This is a genomic window from Thermosulfurimonas marina (assembly GCF_012317585.1).
Classification (GTDB): Bacteria; Desulfobacterota; Thermodesulfobacteria; order Thermodesulfobacteriales; family Thermodesulfobacteriaceae; genus Thermosulfurimonas_A; species Thermosulfurimonas_A marina.
This window is the reverse complement of record NZ_CP042909.1, coordinates 1570761-1581727: the sequence shown is the minus strand read 5'-3', so window position 1 is coordinate 1581727 and position 10967 is coordinate 1570761. Positions and strand designations below refer to the sequence as shown.

General features: G+C 60.9%; 10 protein-coding genes. 7 read left to right on the top strand and 3 right to left on the bottom strand.

What is annotated here, in order from left to right; translation table 11 throughout:
- The first annotated feature begins 4 nt into the window (after positions 1-4).
- From hisF to FVE67_RS08230, 3 genes are all read left to right on the top strand, one after another.
- The gene (hisF, locus tag FVE67_RS08240) at positions 5-1582 is read left to right on the top strand and encodes an imidazole glycerol phosphate synthase subunit HisF (protein WP_168720122.1); all 1578 of its coding nucleotides are present in this window, start codon (positions 5-7) and stop codon (positions 1580-1582) included.
- Positions 1575-2102: a nucleotidyl transferase AbiEii/AbiGii toxin family protein gene (locus FVE67_RS08235; RefSeq protein ID WP_168720121.1), complete on the top strand. Its 528-nt coding sequence runs from the start codon at positions 1575-1577 to the stop codon at positions 2100-2102. Before hisF ends, FVE67_RS08235 begins: the two co-directional genes overlap by 8 nt.
- 134 nt (positions 2103-2236) lie before the next feature.
- A complete protein-coding gene (locus tag FVE67_RS08230; protein WP_168720120.1) occupies positions 2237-3553 on the top strand; it encodes an amidohydrolase in 1317 nt (438 codons plus the stop codon).
- 4 nt (positions 3554-3557) lie between these two features.
- Here the strand turns inward: FVE67_RS08230 and FVE67_RS08225 are convergent, their stop codons facing one another.
- Positions 3558-4817 (bottom strand): glutamate-5-semialdehyde dehydrogenase, encoded by a 1260-nt coding sequence (locus FVE67_RS08225; protein ID WP_168720119.1) that lies wholly within the window; start codon positions 4815-4817, stop codon positions 3558-3560.
- 81 nt (positions 4818-4898) lie between these two features.
- Between FVE67_RS08225 and FVE67_RS08220 the strand changes: the two genes are divergently transcribed.
- Positions 4899-5393: a hypothetical protein gene (locus tag FVE67_RS08220; RefSeq protein WP_168720118.1), complete on the top strand. Its 495-nt coding sequence runs from the start codon at positions 4899-4901 to the stop codon at positions 5391-5393.
- A 37-nt stretch (positions 5394-5430) separates the two neighbouring features.
- Here FVE67_RS08220 and FVE67_RS08215 read toward each other — a convergent pair whose 3' ends face one another.
- Complete coding sequence (locus FVE67_RS08215) at positions 5431-6672, bottom strand: multiheme c-type cytochrome (protein WP_168720117.1); 1242 nt, start codon at positions 6670-6672, stop codon at positions 5431-5433.
- 141 nt (positions 6673-6813) lie between these two features.
- Here FVE67_RS08215 and FVE67_RS08210 point away from each other — a divergent pair, with 141 nt between their 5' ends.
- The gene (locus FVE67_RS08210) at positions 6814-7584 is read left to right on the top strand and encodes a slipin family protein (protein ID WP_168720116.1); all 771 of its coding nucleotides are present in this window, start codon (positions 6814-6816) and stop codon (positions 7582-7584) included.
- The gene (locus FVE67_RS08205; RefSeq protein ID WP_168720115.1) at positions 7581-8051 is read left to right on the top strand and encodes an HAD family hydrolase; all 471 of its coding nucleotides are present in this window, start codon (positions 7581-7583) and stop codon (positions 8049-8051) included. Before FVE67_RS08210 ends, FVE67_RS08205 begins: the two co-directional genes overlap by 4 nt.
- Here the strand turns inward: FVE67_RS08205 and pabB are convergent.
- Entirely contained in the window at positions 8048-9790 is a 1743-nt protein-coding gene (gene pabB / locus FVE67_RS08200) for an aminodeoxychorismate synthase component I (RefSeq protein WP_168720114.1), read from the bottom strand. The genes FVE67_RS08205 and pabB overlap by 4 nt on opposite strands.
- A 54-nt stretch (positions 9791-9844) precedes the next feature.
- Here pabB and FVE67_RS08195 point away from each other — a divergent pair, with 54 nt between their 5' ends.
- Positions 9845-10954: a radical SAM protein gene (locus tag FVE67_RS08195; protein WP_246167884.1), complete on the top strand. Its 1110-nt coding sequence runs from the start codon at positions 9845-9847 to the stop codon at positions 10952-10954.
- Positions 10955-10967 lie beyond the last annotated feature (13 nt).

Sequence of the window (10967 nt, the reverse complement as noted above, 5' to 3'; positions counted from 1 at the left end):
GGCCATGCGGGTGACCCTTCTCGACTACGGAGCCGGAAATGTCCGCAGCGTGGTCAACGCCCTGACCAGTCTGGGGGCCAAAGTCCACTTTGTGGAAGGCCCGGAGGACATCCTCTCAGCCGAACGTCTGGTTTTTCCGGGGGTGGGCCATTTCGGAAGTATCATGCAGGCCCTCCGCGAAAAGGGACTTCTGGAGCCCCTGCGGGAGTATCTCCGCTCCGGCCGTCCCTTCCTGGGGATCTGTCTGGGACTCCAGGTCCTTTTTGAGGGGAGCGAAGAAGCCCCGGGAGTGGCTGGCCTGGGAGTCTTTCCAGGCTTTGTGCGCCGGTTCCGGGTAAATCTTCCGGTCCCGCATATCGGCTGGAACGGCCTCCGGCCCCAAAAGCCCTCCCGGCTCTTCCAGGGCCTCTCCGGGGAGGAAAAATTTTATTTCGTGCACTCCTACTATGTGGAGCCCGCAGACCCTTCCCTGGCCCTCACCTTTACCGACTACGGGGTGAGCTTCGTGAGCGCCATCGAGGCCGGCCCGGTGGTGGCCCTCCAGTTCCATCCGGAAAAAAGCGGCCCTGCGGGTCTCAAGATCCTGGAGAACTTCCTCCGGGGGGAGGGGGAGGCGGTGAAACCCCCCAGGGTTCCGCAACGCACCCGCCTGGCCAAGCGGATCATCGCCTGTCTGGACGTGCGTTCCGACGACCAGGGACGGCTGGTGGTCACCAAGGGGCTCCAGTACGACGTGCGGGAGGCCGGCCGCGTACGGGACATGGGGGACCCGGTGGAGCTGGCCCAGCGCTATTATGAGGAAGGAGCCGACGAGATCACCTTCCTCAACATCACCGGCTTTCGACACTTTCCCCTCCAAGATCAGCCCATGCTGGAGGTTCTCCGGCGCACCTCGGAAAGGGTCTTCGTGCCCCTGACCATCGGCGGAGGCATCCGGGATTTCACCGATCGGGACGGACGCTCCTACACCGCCCTTGAGGTGGCCTCGGCCTACTTCCGGGCCGGGGCGGACAAGGTCTCCATCGGCTCCGATGCGGTCTACATCGTGGAGGACTATCTGCGCCGGGGGCCCTCGGGAAGGTCCTCCATCGAGACCATCTCCCGGGTCTATGGCCGCCAGGCGGTGGTCATCTCCATTGATCCCAAAAGACATTACGTAAAGGATCCCTCGGAGACCCCTCATCCGGTGATCGAAACCGCCCTTCCCGGTCCTAACGGGGAACGCTACTGCTGGTTTCAGTGCACGGTTAAGGGGGGGCGCGAGGCCCGGGATGTGGACGCCATCACCCTGGCCCGGGTCTGCGAGGAACTGGGGGCCGGGGAAATCCTTCTCAACAGTATTGACCGCGACGGGACCAACCTGGGCTACGACCTGGAACTCATCCAGGCGGTCTCCGAGGCGGTCTCCATCCCGGTGATCGCCTCGAGCGGCGCCGGCTGCGAGGAACATTTCTACGAGGTCTTTGCCCGTACCCGAGCCGAGGCCGCCCTGGCCGCGGGGATCTTTCACCGCCGTCAGGTAGAGATCCCTGCGGTCAAGCGTTATCTCCGGGAGAAGGGCATCGAGGTCCGCCTTGTTTGACCTTCGGGCACTCCTTCGGACCCTGGCCGAATTTTCTAGCAAAGAAAAAGTTCCCCTCTTTCTGGCCGGGGCCTTCGCCCTCCAGGCCTACGGCCTTTCCCGGGCCACCGCCGACCTTGATCTCTTGAGCGGAAAGGCCTTCCGCCCCAGGGTGACCTCTTTCTTTGAAGGATTGGGCTTTGAGGAACATTCTCAGGCCCCGGGGTTTTCGGCCTACCTTCATCCCCTGGGAGGGAGGGTGGACCTCATCTGGGTGGATGAGGAAACCCTGGAAAAGATCGAGAAAGAAGCTAGACCGTGCCAGCTCTTTTCGGAAGCGGAGTTTCGAGTGCTTTCGCCGCGGCATCTGGCGGCCCTTAAAATCTTTGCCGTAAAGAACGATCCCCGAAGGATTTTTAGAGAATGGCCAGATCTCCTCTGGCTTTTAAAAAACAATCTGGTATCCTGGGAAGAAATGAAAAAAATTGCGGAAAAATATGGGGTGCCGGCAATCCTCCGCAGACTGGATTCCGAACTTTAGGGGGCTTAAGGGGCTGAGGACCCCGCCCTCTCCCCGGCTCACTTTCGAGGAGTACCTTTCTTTTCTGGAGGCCCTGGGTTTTTGGGAAAAGAAAAAAGAGCCTCCCCAAATTTTCAAAGAGGAGTTTCGTCTCGATGAGAGAAGAAAAGTTGATTAAGGCCACCTGGGTCCTTCCGGCCTGGGATCGGGAACCCCTTTACCAAGGGGCCATCTTCATTCGTAAAGAACGCATTATAGAAGTGGGGCCGGCCCAGGAACTTAGGGAGCGCTACCCCGCGGTTCCGGTAGAGGACCTGGGGGAGGCCCTGATCTTCCCCGGCCTGGTGAACGCCCACACCCACGCCTCCATGACCATCTTTCGGGGACTGGCCGAAGACCTTCCCCTTATGACCTGGCTTCACGAATACATCTTCCCGGTAGAAAGCCGGCTCCGGAGCGAATGGGTTTACTGGGGGGCCAAGCTGGCCTTGTGCGAAATGCTCCGGTCCGGGATAACGGCCGTCTGTGATATGTATCTCTTCGAACCCTACGTCATTCGGGCTGTAGAGGAGGCCGGGGTCCGGGCCGCCCTGGGAGAAGGACTTTTTGACTTTCCCTCCCCGGGCTACGGACCGCTGGAGGAGGGCCTGCGTCTTACCGAAGATCTGCTCCGGGCCTTTGCGGGCCATCCCCGCATCCGGGTCATGGTCATGCCCCATGCGGTCTATACCTGTTCACCCGAGACCCTGAAAAAGGCCGCCCGACTTGCCGAACGCTACGGGGCCCGGCTTCATATCCATCTTTCGGAGACCGCGGAGGAGGTCTCTCAGTGCCTTGAACGCTACGGGCGCCGTCCGGTGGCCCATCTAGAGGTCCTGGGTCTCCTTGGGGAAAACCTCCATGTGGCCCATGCCGTGGAACTCACCGATGAAGAGATAGAACTTCTGGCCCGAAAGGGGGTTTCGGTGGCCCACTGTCCGGAAAGCAATCTCAAACTGGGCTCCGGAGTGGCCCGGGTGCCGGAAATGCTGGAGGCCGGGGTAAGGGTCACCCTGGGCACCGATGGTCCGGCCAGCAACAACGATCTTGATCTCCTTTCGGAGATGCGCACTGCGGCCCTCCTCCAGAAGGGCTTGCGGCGAGACCCCACCGTCCTTCCGGCCCGAGAGATCCTGAGGATGGCCACCGAGGAGGGGGCCCGGGCTCTGGGCTTTGAGCGCTGCGGAAGGCTTGAGCCCGGCTACGAGGCCGATCTTGCGGTCCTGGATCTTACCCGGCCCGATCTGGCCCCGGTCCACGACCCCCTGGCCCTTCTGGTCTATAGTGCCCGGGCCGGGGCCGTGCGCGAGGTCATGGTGGCCGGACAATGGCTCATGCGGGAAGGCCAAATCCTTACCCTGGATGAAGAAGAAACCCGCCACTGGGTGGCAGGCATCGCCCAGGAAATCCGGGAATTTCTGGGCAAGAGCTGAGCCCCTATTTCCGGATCTGGCCCTCCCCGAAGACGATGAACTTGAGAGCCGTAAGCTCCTCCAGGGCCATGGGGCCATAAGCGTGGAGCTTGGTGGTGGAGATTCCGATCTCCGCTCCCAGGCCCAACTCCCCTCCATCGTTAAAGCGCGTGGAGGCGTTGACCATGACCACCGAGGCGTCCACCTCGCGCAGGAAACGCATGGCCCGGCGATAGTCCTCGGTGACGATGGACTCTGTGTGGTTGGAGCCGTAGCGGGCAATATGCTCTAAGGCCTCTTCCATAGAGCCCACCACCCGCACCGCCAGGATGAGATCCAGATACTCGGCCTCCCAGTCCTCCTCCGTGGCCTCCTTGGCCCAGGGGATAAGGCGTCGGGTCTCGGGACAGCCCCGAAGCTCCACCCCATGGGCCTTAAAGTCTTCGGCCACCAAGGGGAGAAAACTTTCGGCCACCTGGCGATGTACCAGAAGGGTCTCCATAGCGTTACAGACCCCGGGGCGCTGAACCTTGGCGTTTACCGCGATCCTCCGGGCCATCTCCAGATCGGCGTATTTGTCCACATAGACGTGGCAGACGCCCTTGTAGTGCTTGAGGACCGGGATCCGGGAGTTCTCGGTCACGAAGCGGATAAGCCCCTCTCCTCCCCGGGGGATGATGAGGTCTATATACTGGTCGAGTTTCAGGAGCACATTTACCGCCTCCCGATCCGTGGTAGGGATAACCTGGACGGCTTCCTCCGGGGCCCCGGCGCTCCTCAAGGCCTCCTGAAAGATGCGGGCCAGAGCCAAGTTAGAGTGCAGAGCCTCCGAGCCCCCGCGCAGGAGGACCGCGTTTCCGCTCTTAAAACACAGACCGGCGGCATCGATGGTCACATTAGGCCGACTTTCATAGATCATGGCGATCACTCCCAGAGGGATGCGCATCCGGCCCACCCAGAGGCCGTTGGGCCGGCGCCACATCTTGACCACTTCCCCTACCGGGTCAGGCAGGGCCGCCACCTCTTCCAGCCCTCGGGCCATGCCCTCGATGACCTTGTCCGAGAGGGTGAGACGATCGATCAGGGCCGCGGAAAGTCCTTTTTCTCGGGCGAAGGAAAGGTCTTTTTCGTTTTCCGCCTGGAGCCGGGCCTTTTCCTCCCGCAGACGACGCGCCGTCTCCAGAAGGACCCGGTTTTTGACCTCTGTGGAAAGCGAGGCCAGAGAGCGGGAGGCTTCCCGGGCCTTGCGGGCCATCTCCGTGACCATCTTCTCTATCTCGCTCATTCCGGACCTCCTCCCGGGGAGTTTTTCCTATTTAAACCCGCCCCTTTTCAAAGGCAAGACTTGCGTGCTAGTTTAAAAAAGATGCCCGTTTTCCTCCACCACTTTCTGGTACGGGCTCCCTCCCTGGAAAAGGCCCAGGAGAAAGTGCGCCTCTTTCTCGAGCGCTATGAACTCCTTTCCTACGAAAATCTGCGGTTTCCGGAAGGAGGAGCCCTTCGAGGAGACGCTCCAGATTTCTGGCCCCGCCTCCGGGCACTAGAGGCCGAAAACCGCAAGGCGGTACGCGAAATCCTCTCCGAGATCTCCCGGGAAGGATACCGGGAACTCTTGGAGCTGGCCGATCTCCCCCAGGGCTATCTCTCCAAGCTCCTGCACACCGCGGTCCATATCCTGGACGGTTTCCTGGGAATCGACTCCCGCTTTTACAACCTGGAGGAGGACTCCCATGGAGTGAGCCCGGCCCTTCGAGGCCGGATCCTGGCCGAACCTGCTTCCTGGTGGCTGGTGGCTGCCGAGGGCTACACCCCTTCCCCGGAGCCCATGTTCGAGTTCCTGAGACCTCCCTTCAAAAGATAAAGGGCGGGGCTTCGGCCCCGCCCTCGGCGAAAGAACCCTACTTGGCTGCGTGCCTTTCTTCCATCTCCCGGGCCAATTCTTTGATCTCCGCCAGGGTCTTTTTCATTTCCGCCCAGCCGTACCAGTGGGAGTAGTCCGGATTCATATGGAAGGCCCCCTGGAAGGCACGCATGCGATACTCCATGAACATCATGTAAAGCTTCTGCTCAATCTCGTAAGGGGTGTCGTAGAAGCGCAGGAGGTCCGGATATGGATTCCCGTCAGGGTGTTTGATGATGCCCTTGCGGGCCAGATCGGCCACGATCTCAATAGCCTCGGCCATCACCTGGTCCGCAGCCCGAAGCATCATGTCCGCCTGGTGAAGCTGTTCCTTCACGAAATTCATGTTGTGGCACTGGTGGCAGATCTTTTCCATGCGCTGGCGTTCGGCCTGCCACTCCTCCTTGGTAAGCCGGGCCACCTTTCCGGCCTTGACCACATTAATACGGTCGGTGAACTTGCCGTCCGGGGTAAGTACGTGCAGGGCCTTGAGGATGGAGACCCGCCACTGCCACCACTCCTGGTCATCCTCCGGCACCCGCAGCCCCAGAAATCCCCAGGCGGTCATCACCCGGTGATCCCCGTTGGGCATGTGGCAGGTCTGACACCGCGGCCCCCGGCGCTCCTCAATGGGGATCCCCAGGAGGCGATCTATCTGGTAGGCCGCCCCGTGCTTGGAGGTGGACCACATCTCCCACTGAGGATGGTCAAAGCCCATATGGCAGGTCATGCAGGCTTCGGGCTCCCGGGCCTCTTTCACGGAGAAGGTGTGCCGGGTGTGGCAGTTCTGACAATCCATGGCGTACCTGGGATAGTATTTGCTGGCCTTGGCCTCCTTAGTGGCCCCGAGAGAGTGGCAGCCTCCGCAGCCCTTCCGTCCCTTGGTTACCGGATCGGGCTGCATGTGGATGGTGGGCATGGCCTCCATGGCCACCCAGCCCAGAAAGTGCTTACCGCTCATGTACTGCTTGGCTTGCTTGGCATGACAGCGCTTGCAGGTCTCAATGGTGGGAAGCTTGGCCTTGTCCACATCGGCCTCACTCTGGTGGCTCTTTCCGTGGCAAGAAGCGCAGGTCAGGGTTTTATACATCTTGGAACGCTGGAACTGTTTGACGATCCCCGGGGTGATCTTGGCGTGACATTCCTCACACTTTGAGGGACGAGCCCACAGCTTACCTGTGAGGAAAGGGCCCAAGCCCAAAAACAATAACCACAAAACCACATACCGCGCATACTTCATGTCTCTCACCTCCTCCTGGATTTAACTGAATTTTCCCATAAGGAGGATACCTTCGGCAGGCGGGACCTGTATTTGACTTGAGTCAAATAATCCAGATGGTCCCCGTTCTAGTATAATCTTAAAAAACTCTGGAGGTGCGCTATGCCTTTATCTTTTCCTCTGATAGTTCTTCTGGCCATCTTTTTCCTGGCTTCGGCCCTCAAGGTCCTCAAGGAATACGAACGGGCGGTGGTCTTTCGCCTGGGGCGTTTCATCGGGGTTAAGGGGCCCGGACTGATCATCCTCATCCCGGTCATCGATAAGATGGTCAAGGTGGACCTCCGGGTGGTCACCCTGGATGTCCCCACCCAGGAGGTCATCACCCGGGACAATGTCTCGGTAAAGGTGAATGCCGTGGTCTATTTTCGGGTGATCGAACCGGAAAAGGCGGTGATCCAGGTGGAGGATTACTACTACGCCACCAGTCAGCTGGCCCAGACCACCCTGCGGAGCATATGCGGGCAGGCGGAGCTGGACGAGATCCTGGCCGAAAGGGAGAAGCTGAGCCTAGAGATTCAGCGTATCCTGGATGCGGACACCGACCCCTGGGGGATCAAGGTCTCCAAGGTAGAGATCAAGGAGATCGATCTTCCGGAGGAGATGAAGCGGGCCATGGCTCGACAGGCCGAGGCCGAGCGGGAACGGCGGGCCAAGATCATCAACGCCGAGGGCGAGTACCAGGCGGCCAAGACCCTCGCTGAGGCGGCCCGCATCATGGCCGAAAGCCCCGCGGCCCTCCAGCTGCGCTTTCTCCAGACCCTGCGCGAGGTGGCCGCAGAGAACAATTCCACCCTCATCTTTCCTCTACCCATCGACCTGGTAAGACCCCTCCTGGAAAACCTGGAGGCCCGCAAGGAGATCAAAAGCGTATGATACGACTGGAGATTCCGGGCTTCGGCCCGGTAGAGCTCCAGCACCTGGTCTCGGATTTCACCGGGACCCTTTCGGTGGACGGCCGACTGGTGGAGGGAGTGCGCGAGCGGCTCCTCCGGCTCTCCCAAAATCTTGAAGTGCACATCCTCACCGCCGACACCTTTGGCACCGCGGAAAGGGAACTCTCCGGAGTGCCCTGCCGGTTCCATCGGCTGGCGGAACCGCACCTCGACCGCCAGAAGGAGGCCTATGTGCGGGAGCTCGGTCCGGAAAGGGTGATGGCCTTGGGAAACGGCCTAAACGACCGTCTGATGTTGCGCATCGCCCGGGTGGGCGTGGCGGTGATGCTTCCCGAAGGGGTGGCCGTAGAGACCTTAAAGGCGGCGGATATCCTGGTGCGCAGCCCCCTGGAGGCCCTGGATCTCCTTCTTGAGCCCCGGAGACTCAAGGCCACCCTTCGTTTTTAAAGGAAATAGAGGGCCTCCACCAGGGCGAGCCCCCGGGCGGAATTTCCCAGGTAAAGTCGGCCGGAAAGGAGATCGGTCAGGGTGAGGACGGCCTCCTCGGCCTCTCCCCGGGCCAGAAGCTCCTCCCGCAGGATGCCCGGAAGAAGCCCCAGGGAAAGGGGCGGAGTGTAGAGACGCCCCTGCCTTTCCAAAAAGATGTTGGTGATGGTGCCTTCCAGAAGGCGCCCGGCCTCATCGTAAAAGACGATCTCCGAAAGGCCCAGAGCCTGGACCCGGCGCCGGGCCTCCTCGTACCAGGGCCGATAGGTGGTCTTGTGAAAAAGATAGACCGGATCCGGCACCCGGGGTCTCCGGGCCAATCCCACCCGCACCGGCCGAGGAAAGTCCTCAAGCGGCGCGGTCTCCACCCGCACCTCCGCCCATTCCGAAAGGAGAAGCCTTACCCGCGAAGGACGGGAGAGACCCCGGGTAGCCTCGGCCAGGGCCTGGCGGACCCTGGATTCTGGAAAGGGCCGTACCAGGTGGGCCGCCGAACGGGAAAGCCGGGCCAGGTGCCTTTCCAGGCGCCTCAGACCCTCTCCCGGAGAGAAACGCAGGGTTTCCACCAGATCGAACTCCGGAGGGCTTTCCGTAAGAAAGCGGGCCTTGAGGAGACACTCCCGCCACTCGGCCTCGGGATCACTATCCCAGACCACCCCGGAACCGATCCCGAATTCCCCCCTCCCCTTCCGGATCTCTACGGTGCGGATGGCCACGTTAAAAAGAAAATCCCCGGAGGGTTCCATAAATCCCACGGCCCCGGTGTAGATCCCCCGGGGATGGGGCTCAAGCTCGGCAATGATCTCCATGGTGCGTATTTTGGGGGCCCCGGTCACCGAGCCGCAAGGGAAAAGGCTCCCCAGGATCTCGTAAAGAGAAATCCCCGGGGGGAGCTCTCCTTCCACAGTGGAGATCATCTGGTGCACGGTGCGGTAGGGCTCCACCTTGAAAAGTTCCGGAACCCAGACCGACCCCGCCTGACAGATCCGCCCCAGATCGTGGCGCAGAAGGTCCACGATCATTACGTTTTCGGCCCGGTTCTTGGGATCGCCGAAAAGCCATCGGGCCACCTCTCGGTCTTCTTCCGGAAGGGGCCTCCGGGCGGCGGTGCCCTTCATGGGAGAGGTCCGGAGGAGGGGCCCCTGGCGCCGAAGGAAAAGCTCCGGAGAAAGGCTGAGCACCACCCAGCCCTCTCCTTCCACCAAGGCCGCATAGCGCACCCGTTGCTTGCGCAAAAGTTCCCAGAAAAGCCCCTCCGCAGAACCCTCAAAGGCAAAACTATACTTGAGGGTGAAATTCACCTGGTAAGTGTCTCCTGAGGCGATATAGGCCTTGATCTTCTCGAGGGCCTCCCGATACTCCTCAAAGGTGAGCGAAAGGGCAAGCTCCCGGAGGACAAAAGGCCTTCTCTCTGGGGGCCTCAAGCCCGAAAGCCTATGAGGCTCCTTGAAGACCCCTAAAAGGGCCAGCGGCCAGGCCGGAACTCTTCCGGAAAGCGGCCGGAGTCTTTCCTCCAGGAAATAACCCAGCTCGTAGGTCAAAAACCCGGCCAGATAGAAGCCCTGCCGAAGATACTCCTCACAGGAGGCGAAAAATTCTTGAGGGTCCCCACCCTCAAAGGAAAGGACTTCCACCGGGTCCTCAAAAAGGAGGACTTCTTCTGGCCAATCGTAGGCGTTGACCCACAAGAAGCGCCGCATGCCGGCTCTATTTTGCCCGCCCTGCCCTTCTTGGCAAGTCTCAGAGGGAATAAAATGGGAAGGATGGGGACCTGTCGGCGCTGCGGGAAGGAAGCGGTAACCATCTCCCGTCGTTTGGGCTTTTGTGCTCCTTGTATTCGAGAGCATTTCCAGGAAGTGTGGCCGGAAATCGCCCGGGTCCATGCGGAAAGTCGGCGGGCCTTCGGACTTCCGGAAAGTCCTCCGCAAGGCCCAGGCCTCCCCTGCAACCTCTGTTTCCACCGCTGTCGCCTTCCGGAGGGAGAAAGGGGCTACTGCGGACTCTGGGAAAATCGCGGCGGACGTCTAGTGGGGGCCGGGCCGGAGGAGGCCCGGGTCTCTTGGTATTTGGATCCTCTCCCCACCAACTGTGTGGCGGACTTTGTTTGTCCCGGAGGCACGGGGGCAGGCTATCCCCGTTTTGCCCGGCGTCCGGGACCGGAATACGGCTGTTACAACCTGGCCGTATTTTACGAGGCCTGTAATTTTAACTGCCTCTATTGTCAGAACTGGCACTTCAAGAAGGTCCCTCCGGAAAGACGCCGGGGCAGCAGGGAAATGTTAAAGGCCCTCACCCCGGAGGTGACCTGTATCTGTTATTTCGGGGGCGATCCCGGCCCTCAGGCCCCCCACGCCCTGGCCTTCTCCCGCAGGGCCCTCAGGGAAAAGACCCACCGGCCCCTGCGGATCTGCTGGGAGACCAATGGGGCCGAAAACCCCCGTATCCTCAAAGAAATGTTCCGGCTGAGCCTGGAGACCGGAGGCATACTCAAAGTAGATCTTAAGGCGGCCAGCCCCGAAATCCACCGGGCCCTCTGTGGGGTCTCCAATGAGGCAACCCTTTCTAACTTTCGCGAACTGGCGGCACTCTGGGAAAAGCGGCCGGAGCCTCCACCGCTTACGGCCTCTACCCTCCTGGTCCCCGGCTATGTAGACGAGGAGGAGCTCTGGGCCCTGGCCCGCTTCCTGGCAGAGTTAAACCCGGAAATTCCCTGGTCCCTTCTCGCCTTCTATCCCACCTTCTGGCTCGACGATCTGCCTACCACCTCCGCTCGCCATGCCCGCCAAGCGCTAGAGATCGCCCGGGCCGCAGGCCTGCGCCGGGTCCATTTGGGAAACCGCCATCTTCTGGGCTCTGCCTATTGAACTTGAGAGAGGG

Bases quoted from the DNA above. Each gene is read 5' to 3' on its own strand.
- hisF (WP_168720122.1), top strand. From the start codon at position 5: ATGCGGGTGACCCTTCTCGACTACGGAGCCGGAAATGTCCGCAGCGTG.
- FVE67_RS08230 (WP_168720120.1), top strand. From the start codon at position 2,237: ATGAGAGAAGAAAAGTTGATTAAGGCCACCTGGGTCCTTCCGGCCTGG.
- FVE67_RS08225 (WP_168720119.1), bottom strand. From the start codon at position 4,817: ATGAGCGAGATAGAGAAGATGGTCACGGAGATGGCCCGCAAGGCCCGG.
- FVE67_RS08220 (WP_168720118.1), top strand. From the start codon at position 4,899: ATGCCCGTTTTCCTCCACCACTTTCTGGTACGGGCTCCCTCCCTGGAA.
- FVE67_RS08215 (WP_168720117.1), bottom strand. From the start codon at position 6,672: ATGAAGTATGCGCGGTATGTGGTTTTGTGGTTATTGTTTTTGGGCTTG.
- FVE67_RS08210 (WP_168720116.1), top strand. From the start codon at position 6,814: ATGCCTTTATCTTTTCCTCTGATAGTTCTTCTGGCCATCTTTTTCCTG.
- FVE67_RS08205 (WP_168720115.1), top strand. From the start codon at position 7,581: ATGATACGACTGGAGATTCCGGGCTTCGGCCCGGTAGAGCTCCAGCAC.
- pabB (WP_168720114.1), bottom strand. From the start codon at position 9,790: ATGCGGCGCTTCTTGTGGGTCAACGCCTACGATTGGCCAGAAGAAGTC.
- FVE67_RS08195 (WP_246167884.1), top strand. From the start codon at position 9,845: ATGGGAAGGATGGGGACCTGTCGGCGCTGCGGGAAGGAAGCGGTAACC.